An 18,659-nucleotide genomic window follows, 5' to 3' on the forward strand; every position below is an offset into this window, starting at 1 on the left:
CCGATACTGGTGGCGGGTGGTTTCGGTCCAGGCCATCGTGGTCTCCATCGAAGCTTCGCAACTCCGACAGAATCACAACGAACTGAAATCACCCAACTTCTTTTTCGTTCAGGCTCTAAGAGACTTCCCTGACGGTCAACGTGAGCGCAAAGCGCCTCGTAATGCGTGACCGCCTGGTCGTGCTTCGTGCGAGAGAGCTGTATGCGCCCCGCAACGTCAATCAGCAGTTCTTCGGCTGTCGCCGCTGCGGTGAACCCGTCGATGTCTTGCAGGCCCATGAACCCCTCGATTTATCCCGAAGTGGGTTCGAACAGACCAAGAACAAGGCTTGTCGCGAAAATTTCACAGTTCACGGTTCTTTGGCCGTGCTCACCGTCGCCAGGGTTGGGTCAGCAGGATCATCCTCATCACGGAATGCCGGTCGAGCGCGCTTCCGACTAGGCGGCCGTCACACAGGCCGATGAACCCAGCACCCGAGCGATCAGGCATAATGTGATAAAGACGGCGTCCGCGCCAAAACCTCATCGGCTCAGTCATTGCTGACCTCCCAGCCCTGGAGGTTGCCGATTAGCGGGACATTGCGAACCAAGCCCTTCTGACGCTGCACACGAAGACAGGCGCAGATGCGTTTAACCATGATGACCGACAGGTCTCGATCGTCCTGGTTGAGACCCCGGTCTTCCATAAGAAGGACTGCGATGTCCCTGGACGTCAGGGGACGGTCAGCCTCGCGTAGGGAGTCGAGGACGAGGCGTGTGACCTCCCCTTTGAAAGCGGCGTGACGAGGCGGGACCGGTTTCGCCCTTATGGCCGAAATGTCGATCGCCGGGTTAAAGATGCGGATCGCGGCGTCAATGTGATCGAGCTCGGCGATCAACCGGCGGAGCGAGAGTTGGTTGTGTTCGATCTGACCGGCGATCTCAGACCGCTTCTTGGTAAGTGCGTGCAAGACGTTCGGCTGAGCCGTTCCTTCTGGCACGACGTCATTGGGTTTAGACATGTCATCGGTCTATGTCGGTGGTGCCGATCCCCCAGCGACGGACTGAACCACAAGCCGTATGGCAGACCACGACCGATCGGCGATCGAAGTCGGCTCAAGGCTATGTTTTTACAGTGTTTTCGCAAAGGCCTGTCTAGGTGTGTTTGCTACCCAATGACGGAATATTCGGGCAGTTCGTCCAGGAACAGGACGCCGTTGTGCGCCAGGGACGCCTCGCCCGGCTTGGCGCGCAAGCCCCCGCCGGTCAGGGCGGCCATGGAGGCGGAATGGTGGGGCGAACGGAACGGCCGGTCGCGCGTCAGGGCGCCCCGCTCGATCAGTCCGGCGACCGACCAGACCATGGAGGTCTCCAGCAGTTCCTGTGGCGTCAGCGGCGGCAGCAGGCCGGGCAAACGCTGGGCCATCATCGACTTGCCCGAGCCCGGCGGGCCCACGAACAGGATATTGTGCCCCCCGGCAGCGGCCACCTCGAGCGCCCGCTTGGCGCTCTCCTGTCCCTTGACGTCGCGCAGGTCGGCGGCGCTCGCTCCGATCTTCACCGGCCCCGGCTCCGGCGCGCGCAGCACGGTCGTACCCTTGAAGTGATTGATCAGGCCAATCAGCGACCGCGGCGCGAGGAGTCGGACGTCGCCCGCCCAGGCCGCCTCCGGCCCATTCGCCTCGGGACAGATCAGGCCGAGCCCCATAGAGGCGACCGCGACGGCGGCGGGCAGGGTTCCGCCCACCGGCTGGATGCGTCCGTCCAGCCCCAGTTCGCCCAGAGCGGCCCACCCCTCCAGCGCGTCCGGCTGGATCACCCCCAGGGCGGCCAGCAGGGCAAGCGCTATCGGCAGGTCGAAATGGCTGCCCTCCTTGGGCAGGTCGGCGGGGGCCAGGTTGGCGATGATCCGCTTGGCCGGGAGCGCCAGGCCGATGCCGGCGAAGGCGCCGCGCACCCGCTCCCGGCTCTCGGCCACCGCCTTGTCCGGCAGACCGACGATGGAGAAGATGGTGGGGCCGTCGTTGCCGACCAGCTGCACCTCGACGGCGACGCGCCGCGCCTCGACCCCCTCGAACGCCACCGTCGCGATACTGGCCAGCATGATGCTCTCCTTGCCGCGCTACCGCGCGTCGCGCTACTTGAGCGCGAGGAGAACGAACCATGAACCTGCGCAGATTGCAAGAGCGCTGTTATGCGCTCGGAACGTGTTTCGCCTCGATCACGTCCCAAAGGATTGCCGCCGCGTCGATACCGGTGAATTCCTTCAGCTGCACGGCGCCCGTCGGCGAGGTGACGTTGATCTCGGTCAGGTAGTCGCCGATCACGTCGATACCGACGAACAGCAGGCCGCGCGCCTTCAGCTCCGGCCCGATGATGGCGCAGATCTCCAGGTCGCGGGCCGTCAGCTCGACCGGCGCGGCCGTGCCGCCGACGCGCAGGTTGGACCGCACCTGACCTTCGGCCGGGACGCGGTTGATGGCGCCGACCGGCTCGCCGTCGATCAGGATGATGCGCTTGTCGCCCTTGGACACAGCGGGGATGAATTTCTGGATCACCAGTGGATCGCGCGATCCGGCCATGTGGATCTCGATCAGAGCCTCCAGGTTGGGATCGCCGGCCTTCAGGCGGACGACGCCGGAGCCGGCCGCGCCGTGCAGCGGCTTCAGCACCACATCGCCGTGACGCTCGTGGAAATCGACCAGGGCGACGGGATCGGACGAGATCAGGGTCGGGGGCTGGACGCCCTCGAACCGGGTGGCGAACAGTTTCTCCGGCGCCGACCGGACCTCGGCCGGGTCATTGACCACCAAGGTGCGCGGATGGACCGTCTCCAGCAGATAGGTGGCCGTGACATAGGCCATGTCGAAGGGCGGATCCTGGCGCATGAGGATGACGTCGACGTCACGGCCGAGATCGAGCTTCACCTCGTCGCCGAGGGTGACATGGTCGCCATGCACCTGACGGATCACGGCCGGACGCGCGCGACAGAACAGGGCGCCGTCCTCCAGCGCCAGGGTGCGGAAGTCGTAGACCCACAGCGGATGACCGCGCTGCTGCGCCTCCATGGCCAGGAAGAAGGTCGTGTCCGAGGCGATATTGACCGCCTCGATGGGGTCCATCTGGATAGCGACTTTGAGCATGGAGAAGGATTTCCTTGGTGCGCTACCGCTCGGCCCCTCGTTGAAGGTTGGGGCGCCTCGCTGCTTGAGCGCGTTCGCGCATGGCTTTCAAGTAGTACGAAGCGCGACGGTTCCAAGCAGAAGCGTCAGTTCAGCCGCATCCGCAGCCGGTCGGCGGCCATCTGATGCATCTCGTCGTCCTGCCCCGCCACGGTGCGAGCGCGACGCAGGGCCTCGAGGGCGCCGGTCAGGGCGCCCTGTTTCTCGCGCGCCGCCGCGACATCCAGCCACGGCCGGTGATCCTCGGGATCCAGCAGGGCGCGGCGGACGGCCGACCGTTCGGCGCAGAGATAGTCCCCCGCCTTGATGGCGCGGCTGAACAGGACGTTCTGCAGCCGGATCAGGCACACACGGTCGCTGACCGGGGCCATCAGCACGTCCAGACGGTCGGCGACGTGCGGCGTCAGGCCGGCGCGCAGGGCGCGGCGGGTCAGCTCCGACGGCATGACGACGCGGCCCTGGCTGAACGGGTCCAGCGCAACAGGACCAGAGGGGGTCTCGACCCGCAGCAGGAAATGGTTGGGAAAGTCGACGCCCTGGGCCTTCACGCCCGCGCGGCGAGCGGCGTCGAGATAGAAGACGGCCAGCGCCGCCGACAGCCCCCGCCTCCGCTCCGCGACGTCGAGCACATCGGTATTGGCCGGATCGGCATAGCGCAGCAGGTCGCCGTTCAGCCGCAGGTCGGCGGCCATGGTCTCGGCCAGGGCGTCGTCGGGGCTCTCGCCACCGATGCGCTCGGCCAGCCGTTCGGCGGCGGCGTCGGCGAGGACGCGGGCCGGCGAGGAGTCGCGGAACGGATAGTCATGCAGGGCGCAGGCGATGGCCGCGTCCAGCAGCGGGAACGCGTCGTCGTCGGCCCGACCGGCCTCTTCCAGTGCGACTTCTGCCTCTTCGCGCGTCACGGCCCGTCCCCCGACGACCTGTTTTCACCCCCCGGTGAAAACTAGAGATTGCGACGATGGCGCGGAACTCGTCCCGGCGCCAGCGCTACGGTATCGATCCGCAATGCAAGACCGGCCAGGCTGGGCCTTTGGCGCAAAAGTGCGGCGCCGGCGGCACGCAGTCGCTCTAGCTGTCGGGGATCCACGGCGTTCAGGGCGGCCTCGATCGTGGCGCGGCGTTTAACCTCGACCACAACGGCGGTCTTCCCCTGTCGGGCGAGAATGTCGATCTCCACGCCCCTGGTCTTCAGACGGAAACCCAGCACCTGATAGCCCTTCAGCATCAGGAAGGCGGCGGCCAGCCATTCGGCGCCGTGACCCTCGCGAAACGCCTGCCCGCCCAACGCCTGACGCCATGCCGCTTTCGGCCTGGCGGGAAGCACGGCGCGAACCTTCGACGGCCTCATCCCTTGCCCTGAAGCTCCAGCGCCCGGCGGTAGAGGGGCTTTCGCGGGAGGTCGAGGGCGCGGGACACCTCGGACGCCGCCTCTCCGGGAGCCAGGCGCGCGAGGGCTTCGGTCAGGGCCGCGTCCGCATCGGCGGCGCTGGCGGTCTCGACCTCACCGGGGCCGATGACGATGACGATCTCGCCCCTGGGGCCGTCGCATCGCGGGTCGACGGCAAGTTCGCCCAGGGTGCCGCGCACGGCCTCCTCATAGAGTTTGGTCAGTTCGCGGGTGACTGCGGCGGGGCGCGGACCCAGCACCTCGGCCATGTCGGCGAGGCTGGCGGCCAGACGCGGGCCGCTCTCGAAGAAGACCAGGGTCTGGCGCGCCGCCTTGACCTCGGCGAGCGCCGTCTTCCGCGCGGCGGACTTGGGCGGCAGGAAGCCGGCGAACAGGAACCGGTCGGACGGCTGGCCCGCGATGCACAGGGCGGCCAGCAGGCTGGAGGCGCCGGGGATCGGATGCACCGGCAGGCCGGCGGCGATGAAGGCACGGGCGACGACGAAGCCGGGGTCCGAGATCACCGGCGTGCCCGCGTCGGAGACCAGGGCCACGACCTGACCGTTGCGCACCCGCTCGATGGCCAGTTCGGCGGCATGGGCCGAGGCGTGATCGTCGCAGCGTTCCAGCTTCGCCTTCAACCCGTAGGCGGAGAGCAGTTTGGCGGTGACACGGGTGTCCTCGGCCAGGACCAGATCCGCTGCGGCGAGGACGTCGAGCGCTCTCAGCGTCATGTCCCTGAGGTTCCCGATCGGGGTGGCGACCAGATAGAGCCCGGGCGACACGGGCCGGGGCGGCGGCGCGGTCGGGGGAAAGGGGCTGGGCTCGCTCATCGCCCGACCGTGCCACAATCCGCCGCCCGAGCGAAGGTCAGGTGAGCAGCGCCTTCAGCACCGCGTCGAGGACGGGGCGGCCCTGAGCGGTCGCGGCGATGCGGTCGTCGGCGAACGTGAGGAAGCCGTCGGCGATCAGGTCCGCGACAGGATCGGCCGCAGGCGACAGGCCCAGCGCCGCCAGATCGGCCAGGGCCACCCCCTCGACGGTGCGCAGGCCCAGCAACAGACGCTCCTCGGCCGCGGCGCGGGGGTCCAGCATCTCCTGGTCGGACCAGGGCGTTCCGGCCGCGACGCCCTCGACATAGGCGGCGATGCGGCGGTGGGCGACCGTGGCGGTGCGGATGCCTTGCAGCGTCAGCCGCCCGTGGGCGCCGGGGCCGACGCCGACATAGTCGCCGCCGCGCCAGACATGCAGGTTGTGGGCGGAGCGGGCCGCGGCATCCCGGGCGTGGTTGGACACCTCATAGGCTTCGAACCCGGCGACCCCGAGGACGGTCTGGGTGGCCTCGTAGAGGTCGGCGGCCGTGTCCTCGTCGGGCGGCACGAGCGAGCCCCGTTCGGTCGCGCGGGCGAAGGCAGTGCCCTCGGCGATGGTCAGTTGGTAGGGAGAGACGTGCTCGAACCCCATGGCCAGCGCCTCGGTCATGGCGGCACTCCAGACGGCGACCGTCTGGCCCGGCAGGGCGTAGATGAGGTCGATCGACAACCGGTCGAAGACGCCGGCGGCGACGGCGATGGCCCGGCGCGCCTCGTCGGCGGAGTGGTTGCGACCGAGGAATTTCAGGGCCGCGTCGTCCAGCGACTGGACCCCCAGCGACAGGCGATTGACCCCCGCCTGTCTCAGCGCGGCGAAATGGGCGGCTTCGGCGTCGGTGGGATTGGCCTCGAGCGTGATCTCCACGCCGCCGTCGGGGAACAGCGTCCGCGCCCGCTCGATGACCCGCGCCACGTCCTCCGCCCGCATCAGCGACGGGGTGCCGCCGCCGAAGAAGATCGAGGCCAGCGGGCGCGGTCCCAACATCGCCGCCTGGGCCTCCAGATCGCACAGGATGGCCTCGACCAGCACAGCCTGTTCCTCGCGCCAGCCCCGATCACGTACGACGTTGAAATCGCAATAGGGGCAGATACGGGCGCAGTAGGGCCAGTGGACGTAGAGGGCCACGGCGTCATTCCCCGCTTTCGGCGCAGCGGCGCGGGGGCGAGGCTCAGTCAATCAGGGCCGCCTTCAGCATCGCGAAGGCGCGGGTGCGGTGGCTGAGGCTGTCCTTCAGCTCCGGCGTCATCTCGCCGAAGGTCAGGTCGTGGCCGTCAGGAATGAACAGCGGGTCGTAGCCGAAGCCGTGCTCGCCGCGTGGCGGGAAGGTGACGACCCCGTCGACCCGCCCCTCGACCACCACACAGGGGCCGTCGGGCCAGGCCACCGCGAGGGCCGAGGTGAACCAGGCCGACGGGTCCATCGCCCCCAGCTCCTCCAGCCGCGTCTCGATCTTTCGCATCGCGGCGGCGAAGTCCCGCTCCGGCCCGCCCCAGCGCGCCGAAAAGATGCCGGGGGCGCCGTCCAGGGCCGCGACCGACAGGCCGGAATCGTCGGCCAGGCTGACTTCTCCCGAAAACTGAGCGGCATGACGCGCCTTCAGCATGGCGTTGCCGACAAAAGTGGTCTCGGTTTCTGCCGGTTCTGGCAGATTCAACTCCCCGGCGGTGACCACCGTGTAATGTCCGTCCAGAAGTGCATCGATTTCCCGCGCCTTTCCGGCGTTGTGAGTGGCGGCTACGAGCCGCATCCCCTTGATAAGCTTAAGCTTCATACGCGATCACGCTCTTGAAACATTTCATTGCCTAAGTTTAATATCGTTAAACGATATGTAACGTGACTAGCCGACCCGCACGTCCTATCTATGATCTCAAGAACGGCGGCCACAACGTTCCCCGGAAAGACCCATAAGGGCAAATCCGAACCCCGTGGTACACAGAAGTGGGCATTAATGACCCGCCTCAGGATCGAAGGATAGAACGATGAACACGATGAACGCCTCGCTGATGATGGACAAGGTCGGCGCGGTGCTGATCAACGCCGCCCTGCTCGCCGCCCTGCCGACCGCCCTGGTCGCCATCCTGGTGCAGTCTTTCTAACCAGGGTCGCTAACGTTCGCCCCCCGGTCCGATCTTCGATCGGCCGGAGGACAGGCTAAGCGGTCGCTCATTGCTTAAGCGACCGTCGAAGAGAAGAGACCCCCCTTTCGTTGCTCAGGCAGCGAGGCTCCGCGAGCCGAGCGATAGCAACACAAAAGAAGGCTTCGCCGTTGAAGAAGATCGCGCTGTATAAGACCGCGTAGGGGTGTTCCCGAACCCCACGCGGTCCTCGCGGCCAAGATTTCCGGTCCAGTGTCCTTTCCGAGCTGTCGATGCCCCTCACCCGGCCTGAGCTGCGCCTGCCGAAGATGCCCAGGGGCATCCGCGCGCCGTTCAAGACCCTCGGACCCAGCTCTGTTTCCAGCCTGTTGAAGATCGCGCTGGACGTGGCCTATGTGCTTCTGATGATCATCACCGCGGTGCTGCTGCTGGTCTTCCTGGCCTCGATCTTCATTCCACTGGCCAATCTGAACATCACCGTCTCCAACGAATCCGGCGGTCGCCAGCAGCCGCTGACCCGGCCCCTGCTACTGTTCGGCGTGGGGGCCCTGACCGCCTATTTCGGCGGGTTCCTGCTGATCCTGAGAAATCTGCGGATGATCTTCCGCACCCTGACCGTGGGAGATCCGTTCCGTCCCGAGAACGTGCGCCGCCTGCGCCAGATCGGCCTGATCCTCGCCGTCGTCACCGGCGGCGTCTGGCTGATCCAGGGGCTGGTCGCCGCCCGCCTGGCGCCCGGCGTGATGGATTCGCAGGGGGTCGGCGAGCTATTGACCCCGGTGTTCTCGGTCCTGGTCGTCTTCGTCCTGGCCGAGGTGTTCAAGGAAGGCGCGCGTCTGCGCCGGGAATCCGAGTTGACCATATGACCGCAAGAGCCGGCCCGCGCGCTCAAGCAGCGAGCGACCGCTTAGCCTGTCCTCCGGCCGATCGAAGATCGGACCGGGGGGCGAGCGGTAGCGCCCCGAAGGGCCACTAGAATGGCGATACGGGTTCAACTGGACAGAATCCTGGTCGAGCGGCGCATGTCGCTGACTGAGCTGGCGGACCGCGTGGGGGTGACCCTGGCCAATCTGTCGATCCTGAAGACCGGCAAGGCGCGGGCCGTCCGGTTCTCGACCCTCTACGCCCTGTGCCGCGAACTGGACTGCCAGCCGGGCGACCTGCTGGTCTTTGAGCCCGGTCCGCCGGAGCCGGACGCCGACGGCGAAGACGCCTGATCCCGTGGCGCGGCGACCGCCTCCCGACCTGACGACCGAGGACCGCCGCATCTGGGCCCGGGTTTCCGGCTCCGTCACGCCTCCGAAGACCCGAAAGGCCGCGCGCGTGACGCCGGGCGCTATCCTGGCCGATGAGCCGCTGAAGCCCGAGACGATCAAGGCGGCGCCCCGCTTGCCGGTGCTGGGCAGGCCGAAGTCGTCTACGAAAATCCGGGGCGCCGCTCCGGCTCCGAAGCCCACGCCCACGCCCGCGCCCCGGTCCGTGCCCGAGGAGCTGGAACCTCGCCGTCAGCGCCGGCTGTCGCGCGAGCGCGATCCGATCGAGGCCTCCATCGACCTGCACGGCTTTGGCCGGTTCGAGGCTGAGGACCAGCTGCGTGCCTTCCTGACCCAGTCCCGGGCGCGCGGCCTCCGCGCCGTACTCGTCGTAACGGGTCAGGGACGCCGTCTTTCGCAAGGAGGGGGCGGCGGCGTCATCCGCGCCTCGATCCACGAATGGCTCCAGGGCCACGCCCTGCGCGGCATCGTCTCCGGCTTCGCCATGGCCCACCGGCGCCACGGCGGCGACGGTGCGATTTACGTCACATTGAAACGCTAGCCCGAAGGCGGAGGATCGAGATGACCGCAAACCGCCTCGCCATATGGGTTTTCGCTGTCGCCTTGACCGCATTTGCGGCGCCGGCTCTGGCCTGTTCGCCACTTGCTGACGCCTCTCCGGACGCCGCCGCAGAGCGTGTCAGAAATCGTCAGGCCGAGCTGTGGGCCCGGTCCGACGTGATCTTCCTGTCCCAGGCCAGCGCCTTAGAGCGCATCGAACTGGCAGGGGGCGACGGGTTCAGCGCCATGCTCGTCCCGTCGCTGGCGCTCAAGGGCGATCTGCCGGCCGACCGGATCGCCATCCGCCACACGACCTTCACCAGTTGCGGACCCATTCCCTTCCTCGACGCCCTGTCGGGGCGCGAGGGTGAGTGGTTCGTGACCTATGGTCGCAACGTCGCGTCAAGGCTGTCGATCGACGCCACCGTCCCCGTCGCGAATCTGGTCGACGACGAAGGCCTGCGCGCCTGGCGCAAGGCCTTCGATGCGGAACCCCCGGCGGACTAGACGGTCAGCGTCAGGCCATTCTCGGCGGCCAGATCGGCCAGCTTCACCATCGGACGCGGACCCCAGTGGGCGATCACTTCCGAGGCGGCCAGCGAGCCGAGCTGGCCCGACTGTTCCAACGTCAGGCCGCGTGCGACGCCCAGCAGGAAGCCGGCGGCGTACTGGTCGCCGGCGCCCGTGGTGTCCTGGACCTTGGCCACCGGATAGGCGGCGACCGAAACCCGCTCGTCGCCCGAGAGGATGACCGAGCCGTGCTCGCCGCGGGTGACGGCGGCGATCTCGACCATCGAGGCCAGTTTCGCGGCGGCGGCGTCGAAGTCATCCGTCTCGAACAGGGCGGCCAGTTCGCCTTCGTTGGCCAGGACGATGTCGGCCGAGGCCTCGATGAAGGCCAGCAGTTCGGCGCGCCAGCGGGCGACGACAAAGGTATCCGAAAGGGTGATGGCGACCTTGCGGCCCGCCTTGTGGGCGGCGGCGGCGGCGGCCTCGAAGGCGGCGCGGGCCGGGGCCGGGTCGAACAGATAGCCTTCCAGATAGACGATGGCGCTGGACCCGATCAGCTCGGCGTCGATGTCCTCGACCCCGAGCTGGTTCGCCGCGCCCAGGAAGGTGCACATGGTGCGCTGGCCGTCCGGGGTGACGTTGATCAGGCAGCGACCGGTGCCGGCGCCGCCATCCAGAACGGGGGTGTCGAAGTGGACGCCCGAGGCGCGGATGTCATGGCTGAAGACCTCGCCCAGGGTGTCCGGCGCGACCTTGCCGACATAGGCGGCGCGACCGCCGAAGCTTCCGACGCCCGCCACCGTATTGCCGGCAGAGCCGCCCGAGGCCTCCACGCCCGCCGCCATGGCGTCGTAAAGGGCCGCGCTCTGGGTCTCGTCGACCAGCTGCATCGAGCCGGGCGTCAGGGACTGGGCGGTCAGGAAGGCGTCGTCGCACGGCGACAGGACGTCGACGATGGCATTGCCGACGGCGCAGACGTCATAGGTGGCGGTGTTCTGGGTCATGGCGCGCCCCATAGCGGGCCGGATCGTCACGCGCCAGAGGCGGATTACCGAAGCTTCACTTGCCGCCCGACCGGCGGTTCGCAAGATCGCTGCCGCCTTCCGGGAGATCGCCATGCTCAGCCTGCTCGCCGCCCTCGCCCTTCAGATCGCCGCGCCGACGGTCGTCCCGGATGGCGGGCGGATCAGCGAGGAGCGAAAATGCTTCACCCTGAGCATGACCCGCGACGGCGCCTCGCGGCCCATTGGCGTGACCTGGCAGACGATCGAGCGCGACACCGTCGCAGGCTATCCCGTGCTGCGGGTGGTCGTGCATCAGTCGGTCAACGGCGGCGCCTTCGACATGCGCGACGAGTTTCTGCTGGAGGCCGCGAACCTGCGGCCGATCTCCCTGATCAACACCCGCCAGGGTCAGGTCCATGTGCGCCTGGCCTATGGCCCTGACCGGATCACCGGCGAGAGGATCGAAGGCGGCGTCTCCACGCCCATCGACGTCCCCCTGACCGGGCCGGTCTGGGAGGGCAATCTGTTCGGCCAGACCTTCGCCGCCCTGCCTCTGGCCGAGGGCGCGACGTTCTCCCTGCCCTACTGGCAGTACGACAAGGGGTTCGGGACCTTCTCGCTGCGGGTCGTCGGATCGGAGACCGTGCGCACCCCCGACGGTCCGATCGAGGCCTGGGTCGTCGAGGCGGGCGCCGAGCCAGGTCGCACCCTGACCTATCTGATTTCAACATCGGGAAATCGCGAATTGGGCTATCGGGCAGCGCAAGGATCGCAGGCCCTCGGCGGCGATTGTTCCTCGCTGGAGACCGCGCCCTGACCCAGATCGCCATCCTGACGCCCGCCGCCGACGACCCGGCCTACAAGAGCCACTGGCCCGTCGTGCTGGAGCGGCTGTCGACCGCCCTGGCCATGGCCGATGTGAGCGCCGTCCCGACCGCCTGGACCGACCATGTCGAGGACGCGTCGGGCCTGACCGGCTATCCGCTGGTGCTCGGCGTCCTGACCTGGGGCTACTATGAGCGGCACGCCGACTGGCTGGCGGCGACGACCCTGTGGGCCAGGGCCGGGGTGCGGATCGCCAATCCGGCCTCGGTGCTGGGATGGAACTCCGACAAATCCTATCTGCGTCGGCTGGAGACCGCAGGGATCCCGATCCCGCCCACGGCCTGGAGCGATCAAGTCACGCAAGCCGAGGTCGACGCCGCCTTCGGCCGGTTCGGAACCGACACCCTTGTCGTGAAACCGACCGTCTCCGGCGGGGCATGGAAGACGGTGAAGGTCTCGCGCGGCGAGACCCTGACCGACGCCCCCGACGGTGCGGCGATGATCCAGCCCTTCCTGCCCGAACTGGTGGCCGACGGAGAGCTGTCCCTGCTGTTCTTCGGAGGGCGGTTCAGCCACGCGGTCATGAAGCGGGCCACGGCGGGTGATTTCCGTGTCCAGGTTCAGTACGGCGGCAGCTATGTCTATGTCGCCGAGCCGCCCGCCGGGGCCGTCGCCCTGGCCGAGCGGGTGCTGGCCGCGATCGAAGAGCCCCTGCTCTACGCCCGCATCGACATGGTCGAGTCCCCTGCGGGGTGGGTCTTGATGGAGGCGGAACTGGTCGAGCCCGACTTCTATCTGTCCCAGGCTCCGGACGGCGGTCGTCTGTTCGCCGAAGCCGTGAAGGCGAGACTGTCCAGCGGCGCCTAGTTCGCGGCGTCGCGCCGCTCTTGCGCTTCATCGAGCGTCGTTGCCGTCGGCAGCGGCCGGGACGGGGCGACCAGCGCCGCGGTCAGGCGCTCGACGTCTTCGTCGGTCACCAAGGGGCCGGAGGATTTGGCGACGATGCGGCCCATGGCGTCGACGGCGAAGCTTTCGGGCACGCCCGACACGCCGAGGTCGAGGCCGGCGCGGCCTTCCCGGTCGACAAGGACCATGGCGAAGGGGTCGCCGAGTTCGTCGAGGAAGGCCTGGGTCGCCTCGGGCTCGTCCTTGTAGGCGACTCCGACGACGGCGATTCCCTGCGCCTCCAGGGCCAAGAGGCGCGGATGCTCGAGGCGGCAGGGGGCGCACCAGCTGGCGAAGACGTTGACGATCATCGGCTTGCCGACGCCGGCCGTGCGGATGTCGACGTTCTGGGGCCCGGCCACGCCGTCCTGAAGGATGGGCAGCACGGTCTCGGGCACGGTCTGGCCGACCAGGGCGTCCGGCTTGAACTGGGGATCACGCTTCAGCGACCAGCCGATGAACAGGGCCGCCAGCGCGGCGAGGACGACCAGCGGGACAATCGAAAACCATCGGCTCATTTTTGGTCGCCTGTCGCGCTTTGCGCCACTTGAGCCACGGCTTCGCCGTCGTCCTCAAGCCGCTTCAGCTCGGCCTTCCATTTACGCGAAGCCGAGACGGCGCCGGCGATGACGGCGCCGAGCACCAGGGCGCTGATCCCCCAGGCGGGCCAGACGAAGGCGGCGTAGGGGCTCATGTCGAGATCGGGCATCAGTCTGACTCCCTCATGCTTCCAACGCCTGTCGGGCGCGCAGGGTCTGGACCCGACGGCGGGTGATCTCGGTGCGGATCGCGGTCAGCCAGAGGGCCAGGAACAGGGCCCCATAGGCCGCCATCATGATCAGCAGCGGGGCGAGGAAGACAGGGTCGAGGCTCGATCCGCCGGCACGCAGCAGGGAGGCCGGCTGATGCAGGGTGTTCCACCAGTCGACCGAGAACTTGACGATCGGCAGGTTGATCAGGCCGACGAGACCGAGGACGGCGGCCGCGCGGGCGGCCTTCTGTTCGTCGTCGATCGAGGCTCTGAGGGCCATGTATCCGAGGTAGAAGAGGAACAGCACCAGCACCGAGGTCAGGCGCGCGTCCCAGACCCACCAGGTGCCCCACATCGGCTGGCCCCACAGCGAGCCGGTGATCAGGGCGAGCGCCGTGAAGGCCGCCCCGGGCAGGGCCGCGGCGCGGGCCGCCGCGTCGGCCAGCGGATGGCGGAACACCAGGGCGAAGAAGCTGGAAACGCCGAGCGTCGCATAGGCGCCGAGGCCCAGCGTCGAGGCCGGCACATGCACGAACATGATCCGCACCGTGTCGCCCTGCTGATAGTCGCCGGGCGCCGCGAAGCTCAGCCAGACGCCAACCACCAGCAGCACGGCCGCGATCGCCCACAGCACCGGCGTCAGCGGCCGGGTGAAACTCATGAAGCGGGCGGGATTGGCGAGGCCGAACATCGTCCGCGCGATTACGCGCCACGGCGGGATGGAGCAAGCGCACGCCGGGTCGCGGATACGAAAACGGGGCCGGGGCTTTCGCCCCGACCCCGTCAGTCACTTGAAAAATCCGTAAAGGACTATTCAGCGGCCTTCAGCTGACCGGCAGATTCCTTGCCGGTGCGACGGTCGCGTTCGACTTCGTACGAGACCTTCTGGCCTTCGTTCAGGCCGTTCATGCCTGCGCCTTCAACGGCCGAAACGTGCACGAACACGTCCTTGCCGCCGTCCGAGGGCTCGATGAAGCCGTAGCCTTTAGTGGAGTTGTACCATTTGACAGTGCCGGTAGCCATTTTAAGGACCTCCGTTAGCAGTTTGCATCAGGCAAGAGCGCCTGAAGCCTGTCGGGTCTGAATGGGATCGGCCAGAAACTCGGTGCGTTCGCAAAGAGAGAGGGGCGTTACGCAGAGAGAGCGACAGCGCTCATATAGACGCAAAACGCCCTGTGCACAACCTGAGTCTTGATTCGGCGAGTCGTCAGGCCGGAACCGGGCCGTCCTCGTCTCCATCTTCGAGGTCGGAATCAGCCGACGCGGGCGCGTCCTCTCCCCCCTCTGGGGCGATGTAGTGGGCGACGCAGAGCTTGCGCAGGGCGGACGTCAGCGAGCCGCCATACAGGCGATCCTGGACACGCTCGTGGCCCTCCTGCTGAAGGCGCGTCTTGATGTCGCCGACCGTGCGGCACTCGCCGCTGCGGGCGAGTTCGTAGGCGCGTTCGAGGGTGGTCGGGCGAAAGTTGTTGCTCATAGACAGAGAGATAGGCTCCGCCGTCCGGATTTGCGACTCCGCTCACGCTCGCGGACGATTGCGGCGGCGCGACAGCCGGTCGGCCAGGGCCTCGGCGTGCTTCAGGGTGAAGGTCAGAGCGGCGGGGCTGCCGCGACGCGGACCGATACTGTCGGCCATGACCGCGCCGCGCTCGCCGATCGCAGCGGGCGAGCCGGTGGTGGTGTCGATGGCGGTCTGGTGCTCGATCTCGGCGTTCACCTCGGCGCCCATCAGAATCACCTGAACGGAAATCCAGGTCCACAGCAGGAAGCCCATGGCGGTCGCCAGCGGACCGTAGGAGTCCAGCCGCACGAAGTTCGTCAGATACCAGCTGAAGATGAAGGACACGAGCACGCTGAGGGTCGCCGCGAAGAGCGCCCCTGGCGTCAGCCAACGCCAGCGGGCCCGCTGGCGGCATGGGCCGAAGCGGTAGATCACGGTCAGCGCCCCGACATAGCCGATGAAAAGCAGGGGCCAGCGCAGGGGAGCCAGTCTCTCCCACTCGTCCGCCAGGCCGAAGACGCCCAGCGCGATCGGCACGCCCACGACCAGGGCTGCGGTTATCAGCACCGACGCCAGCCCCGTCAGGGTGAAGGCGAACCCCAGCAGATTGTACTGGACGATATTGCGCCGCTCGACCTCGTGGTAGGCGACGTTGAGCCCGTAGAACAAGGTCTTGATGCCGTTGTTGGCCGTCCACAGCGACAGGACCAGGGTCCAGACCAGGGTGAAGGTCAGCTGGCCGGTCGATCCGGCCGCCAGTCGCGTCAGCTCGGCATTGATGAACTGGGCCACGTTCGAGGGCAGCACCGAATAGAGGAAGGCGATCCGCCCCGATGCGTCGTTCGGATCGGCGAACAGGCCGTAGATGGTGACGAACGCCGCCAGCGCCGGGAACAGCGACAGCAGGATGAAGAAGGTCACCCCGCCCGAAACGAATCCGACGCGGTCGCCGAAATACGAGCCGCCGACGCGCCAGGCGATGTCGATCCAGCCCTTGTGCGGAATCTCATGGGGCCGTTCGGCCATGCGGCCGCGGCCGGGCTCGCGGGCCTCGTAATCTTCCGGCGTCGGCGGGCTGGGCGGCGTCGGTTCGGGCCGATGGGGCCTCAGTTCGACCCCGTATTTGTGACCCTGGGTGTAGAGCAGGTGCGCGGCCCCGGCCCCGGCGGTGAGGCCCCCGACGATCGCGCCAAGGAGGGCCCAGGGCCCGGAGATCAGGTTCCGGCGGTCGGGTGTTCGGGTCGGCGGCGCAAGCTGCATCGGCGAGTGAACGGTCCGGGCGCCGGTGACGTTCCGGCCAGGCTCGACACCTTGCCTGAAAACCGCGCGTGGGGCACTGGACGGTCATGACCGAACCCACCACCCTCGTCGCCGCCTGGAAGGGTGCGCAAGGCGAGCTAAAGGCCGCCCGCATCGACAGCCCGGCCATCGACGCCCGCCTGTTGCTGGAGGCCGCGACCGGCGCCAGCCGGCTGGACATCCTGACCGATCCACACCGGCGCCTGACGCCCGACCAGTCGGCGACCCTGGCCGGCTATGTCGAACGCCGCCTGCGCCGCGAGCCGGTGTCGCGCATCCTGGGCCGCAAGGGCTTCTGGAAGATCATGCTGAACGTCACCCCCGACGTGCTCAGCCCCCGCCCGGACACCGAGACCATCCTCGACGTCGCCATGCTGGCCTTCGAACCGGCCCAGACCTTCAGCGTCATTGATCTCGGGACGGGGTCAGGCGCTATCCTGCTCGCAGTGCTGGGCGATCGGCCGGGCGCGCATGGCGTCGGCACCGACATCTCGTCCGAGGCCCTGGCGGTGGCCAAGGAGAATGCGGCGAACCTTGACCTCGACGGCCGCGCGGCCTTCCTGCGCACCGAATGGGCGGCCGGGTTCGGCGATCACAGCTTCGACCTGGTCGTCTCCAATCCGCCCTATATCCCGTCCGACGATATTCCCGCCCTGGACCCGGAGGTGCGCGATCACGATCCGCTGCTGGCGCTGGACGGCGGGCCGGACGGGCTTCAGGCCTATCGCGACCTCGCGCCGGAGATCGCCCGCATCCTCAAGCCCGGCGGGGTCTTCGCCGTCGAGATCGGCTGGGACCAGGGCGAGGCGGTCAAGGCGTTGTTCGAGGCCGCCGGCCTGACGGACGTCAAGGTGGTCAAGGACCTGGGCGACCGGAACCGCGTGGTGACTAACGGTCCGGATCTGCGCACGACGCCGATCCGTCAGGGCTGAGGTTGATGTCTCCTGCCCATTCGCCAGGCGGCGAACGGGGAGGCGACGCCGTAAACAAACCCCTTGGAAACCTCCCCGGCGCGCGCTAAGTCCTTGGTTGTCTCCCTCCCTTCCGCATCTTGCTGAACCGCTTCAGGTCCAGCGACGCTCGGCCGGGACGTGCGTGAAGGTCGGCGGTGCTCACTGCCTGCGGACCACGACGGGCGACAAAGGTCCTTCCGATCACATCGCCGCCGGGGATTGGCCCCCAAGCGAACCGGAACCACAGACACCCGGCCTGACACCCTCGCCATCATCGCGCAGGGACACGCCAAACCAGCACGGTAAGCCTCGATGCGAGATTTCAAGGGCATGAAGCGTCAGCGCGGTCGCAACCGGAAACCCGGTGGCGGCAGTGGCGGCAATGCCAATGCGGCGAACCCGAACCGTTCGTGGGACTCGCAAGGTCCCGAGAACATCAAGGTCCGCGGCAACGCCCAGACCGTCTATGAGCGCTATCAGCAGCTGGCCCGCGACGCCGGATCGTCGGGCGACCGGGTGCTGGCCGAGAACTATCTCCAGCACGCCGAGCACTATTTCCGCGTCCTGCGCGCCCTGCAGCCGCAGCGGCCGGTCTCCGAGATCGCCGCGCGCGAACTGTCGAACCAGGGCTATGACATCGACTTCGAGGACGAGACGGGGGCCCAGGCCGCCGCCTTCCTCGCCGCGCAACAGGCCGCCGACCGCATCCAGCAGCAGAGCGACGCCCGCGACGCCGAGGCCGCCCAGGGCGCGCAGCAGCCGCGCGAGCAACGCGAGTGGACGCCGCGTCCGCCTCGCGACGAAAACCAGAACCGTGAAGGCCAGAACCGCGACCGCGAATGGACTCCGCGTCCTCCCCGCGACAACCAGGCCCGCGACAACCAGGCCCGCGACAACCAGGACGGCGGCCAGCCGCGCGCCGACGGCGACGTCCAGGGCGAAGGCGGTCGCCGTGAGACCCGCCGCGAACGCTGGGAGCGTCGTCGCGATGAACGCAACCGCCGCTATGAAGCCGAAGGGGGCACGCCCGACACCCGCACCTATGAAGAGGCCGAAGGCGGTCGCTCCGAGGGCGGGCGTTACGAAGGCGGACGCAATGAGGGCCGCACCGACGGCGCTCGTTCGGAGAATGCGCGCGAAGGCGGCGATTTCATCGCTTCTACCGCGCCCGTGACCTATACGCCGCCGGTCGACGCCGCTCCGGTGGACGCCGCGCCGGAACAGGCGGATCGTCCGGCTCGTCGCACCCGTGCGCCGCGCGCCGAGGCGCAGGCCGATACGACACAGAGCCTGCCCGGCTTCCTGACCCGTTCGGCCGCTCCCGTCGCACAGGCGCCCGCCCCCTCGGACGCCGGCGAAACGCCCGCGCCCAAGCGCCGGGCCCCGCGAAAGAAGGCCGAGACTCCCGCCGAAGGCGAGTAGTCTCTCCGCGAACAACAATCTCAAGATTACGATGACGCCGCCCATGACGCATCCTCCGGCGCCGGAGGATGCGTCATGGGCTTCGTTCTGCCTGTCGTCGCCGCGGCGCTGACCACGCG

At 68.1% G+C, this 18,659-nt stretch carries 22 protein-coding genes and 1 pseudogene; 8 read left to right on the forward strand and 15 right to left on the reverse strand.

The window, feature by feature from the left end; translation table 11 throughout:
• Positions 1-529 precede the first annotated feature (529 nt).
• From ACP7AB_RS10785 to rdgB, 8 genes and pseudogenes are all read right to left on the reverse strand, one after another.
• Positions 530-1,000, reverse strand: coding sequence for a hypothetical protein (locus ACP7AB_RS10785; protein WP_425991228.1), 471 nt, complete (start codon positions 998-1,000; stop codon positions 530-532).
• 155 nt (positions 1,001-1,155) lie between these two features.
• A pseudogene (locus ACP7AB_RS10790) lies at positions 1,156-2,082 on the reverse strand (YifB family Mg chelatase-like AAA ATPase); the annotation flags it as partial.
• 88 nt (positions 2,083-2,170) lie between these two features.
• Positions 2,171-3,121: a glutathione synthase gene (gshB, locus tag ACP7AB_RS10795; protein WP_425991226.1), complete on the reverse strand. Its 951-nt coding sequence runs from the start codon at positions 3,119-3,121 to the stop codon at positions 2,171-2,173.
• A gap of 125 nt (positions 3,122-3,246) precedes the next feature.
• A complete protein-coding gene (locus ACP7AB_RS10800; protein ID WP_425991224.1) occupies positions 3,247-4,062 on the reverse strand; it encodes a SirB1 family protein in 816 nt (271 codons plus the stop codon).
• A 41-nt stretch (positions 4,063-4,103) separates the two neighbouring features.
• The gene (locus ACP7AB_RS10805; RefSeq protein WP_425991222.1) at positions 4,104-4,508 is read right to left on the reverse strand and encodes a YraN family protein; all 405 of its coding nucleotides are present in this window, start codon (positions 4,506-4,508) and stop codon (positions 4,104-4,106) included.
• Positions 4,505-5,380, reverse strand: a complete 876-nt coding sequence (gene rsmI, locus ACP7AB_RS10810) for a 16S rRNA (cytidine(1402)-2'-O)-methyltransferase (protein WP_425991221.1) — start codon at positions 5,378-5,380, stop codon at positions 4,505-4,507. The genes ACP7AB_RS10805 and rsmI overlap by 4 nt, the downstream gene beginning before the upstream one ends.
• A gap of 37 nt (positions 5,381-5,417) precedes the next feature.
• Positions 5,418-6,596 (reverse strand): radical SAM family heme chaperone HemW, encoded by a 1,179-nt coding sequence (hemW, locus tag ACP7AB_RS10815; RefSeq protein WP_425991219.1) that lies wholly within the window; start codon positions 6,594-6,596, stop codon positions 5,418-5,420.
• Positions 6,589-7,191 (reverse strand): RdgB/HAM1 family non-canonical purine NTP pyrophosphatase, encoded by a 603-nt coding sequence (rdgB, locus tag ACP7AB_RS10820; RefSeq protein WP_425991217.1) that lies wholly within the window; start codon positions 7,189-7,191, stop codon positions 6,589-6,591. The genes hemW and rdgB overlap by 8 nt, the downstream gene beginning before the upstream one ends.
• A gap of 597 nt (positions 7,192-7,788) precedes the next feature.
• Between rdgB and ACP7AB_RS10825 the strand changes: the two genes are divergently transcribed.
• The 4 genes from ACP7AB_RS10825 to ACP7AB_RS10840 all read left to right on the forward strand — a co-directional run bounded on the left by ACP7AB_RS10825 (position 7,789) and on the right by ACP7AB_RS10840 (position 9,837).
• On the forward strand, positions 7,789-8,382 hold the full coding sequence (locus ACP7AB_RS10825; RefSeq protein ID WP_425991215.1) for a DUF2975 domain-containing protein: 594 nt from the start codon (positions 7,789-7,791) through the stop codon (positions 8,380-8,382).
• A gap of 111 nt (positions 8,383-8,493) precedes the next feature.
• Positions 8,494-8,733, forward strand: a complete 240-nt coding sequence (locus ACP7AB_RS10830; protein WP_425991213.1) for a helix-turn-helix domain-containing protein — start codon at positions 8,494-8,496, stop codon at positions 8,731-8,733.
• Between the two features lie 4 nt (positions 8,734-8,737).
• Positions 8,738-9,331: a Smr/MutS family protein gene (locus ACP7AB_RS10835; protein ID WP_425991211.1), complete on the forward strand. Its 594-nt coding sequence runs from the start codon at positions 8,738-8,740 to the stop codon at positions 9,329-9,331.
• A 20-nt stretch (positions 9,332-9,351) separates the two neighbouring features.
• A complete protein-coding gene (locus ACP7AB_RS10840; protein ID WP_425991209.1) occupies positions 9,352-9,837 on the forward strand; it encodes a hypothetical protein in 486 nt (161 codons plus the stop codon).
• Here the strand turns inward: ACP7AB_RS10840 and ACP7AB_RS10845 are convergent.
• Positions 9,834-10,844, reverse strand: coding sequence for an adenosine kinase (locus ACP7AB_RS10845; protein ID WP_425991208.1), 1,011 nt, complete (start codon positions 10,842-10,844; stop codon positions 9,834-9,836). The genes ACP7AB_RS10840 and ACP7AB_RS10845 overlap by 4 nt on opposite strands.
• Between ACP7AB_RS10845 and ACP7AB_RS10850 the strand changes: the two genes are divergently transcribed.
• Both ACP7AB_RS10850 and ACP7AB_RS10855 read left to right on the forward strand, forming a co-directional pair.
• A complete protein-coding gene (locus ACP7AB_RS10850; RefSeq protein ID WP_425991207.1) occupies positions 10,843-11,661 on the forward strand; it encodes a hypothetical protein in 819 nt (272 codons plus the stop codon). The genes ACP7AB_RS10845 and ACP7AB_RS10850 overlap by 2 nt on opposite strands.
• Positions 11,634-12,536, forward strand: a complete 903-nt coding sequence (locus ACP7AB_RS10855; RefSeq protein ID WP_425991205.1) for an ATP-grasp domain-containing protein — start codon at positions 11,634-11,636, stop codon at positions 12,534-12,536. Before ACP7AB_RS10850 ends, ACP7AB_RS10855 begins: the two co-directional genes overlap by 28 nt.
• Here ACP7AB_RS10855 and ACP7AB_RS10860 read toward each other — a convergent pair.
• The 6 genes from ACP7AB_RS10860 to ACP7AB_RS10885 form a co-directional block, all read right to left on the reverse strand.
• Positions 12,533-13,132: a DsbE family thiol:disulfide interchange protein gene (locus ACP7AB_RS10860; protein ID WP_425991204.1), complete on the reverse strand. Its 600-nt coding sequence runs from the start codon at positions 13,130-13,132 to the stop codon at positions 12,533-12,535. The genes ACP7AB_RS10855 and ACP7AB_RS10860 overlap by 4 nt on opposite strands.
• Entirely contained in the window at positions 13,129-13,323 is a 195-nt protein-coding gene (gene ccmD, locus ACP7AB_RS10865; protein ID WP_425991203.1) for a heme exporter protein CcmD, read from the reverse strand. The genes ACP7AB_RS10860 and ccmD overlap by 4 nt, the downstream gene beginning before the upstream one ends.
• A gap of 13 nt (positions 13,324-13,336) precedes the next feature.
• Complete coding sequence (locus tag ACP7AB_RS10870) at positions 13,337-14,056, reverse strand: heme ABC transporter permease (protein WP_425991202.1); 720 nt, start codon at positions 14,054-14,056, stop codon at positions 13,337-13,339.
• A 119-nt stretch (positions 14,057-14,175) separates the two neighbouring features.
• Positions 14,176-14,388: a cold-shock protein gene (locus tag ACP7AB_RS10875; protein ID WP_298158945.1), complete on the reverse strand. Its 213-nt coding sequence runs from the start codon at positions 14,386-14,388 to the stop codon at positions 14,176-14,178.
• Positions 14,389-14,572: 184 nt separating this feature from the next.
• Positions 14,573-14,842: a hypothetical protein gene (locus ACP7AB_RS10880; protein WP_425991201.1), complete on the reverse strand. Its 270-nt coding sequence runs from the start codon at positions 14,840-14,842 to the stop codon at positions 14,573-14,575.
• Between the two features lie 42 nt (positions 14,843-14,884).
• The gene (locus ACP7AB_RS10885; protein ID WP_425991199.1) at positions 14,885-16,126 is read right to left on the reverse strand and encodes a YihY/virulence factor BrkB family protein; all 1,242 of its coding nucleotides are present in this window, start codon (positions 16,124-16,126) and stop codon (positions 14,885-14,887) included.
• 86 nt (positions 16,127-16,212) lie between these two features.
• Here ACP7AB_RS10885 and prmC point away from each other — a divergent pair, with 86 nt between their 5' ends.
• Entirely contained in the window at positions 16,213-17,097 is an 885-nt protein-coding gene (gene prmC, locus ACP7AB_RS10890) for a peptide chain release factor N(5)-glutamine methyltransferase (RefSeq protein ID WP_425991198.1), read from the forward strand.
• Between the two features lie 333 nt (positions 17,098-17,430).
• On the forward strand, positions 17,431-18,540 hold the full coding sequence (locus tag ACP7AB_RS10895) for a DUF4167 domain-containing protein (RefSeq protein ID WP_425991197.1): 1,110 nt from the start codon (positions 17,431-17,433) through the stop codon (positions 18,538-18,540).
• The last annotated feature ends 119 nt before the right edge of the window (positions 18,541-18,659 follow it).

Source organism: Brevundimonas sp. TWP3-1-2b1 (assembly GCF_049896165.1).
Taxonomy (GTDB): domain Bacteria; phylum Pseudomonadota; class Alphaproteobacteria; order Caulobacterales; family Caulobacteraceae; genus Brevundimonas; species Brevundimonas subvibrioides_B.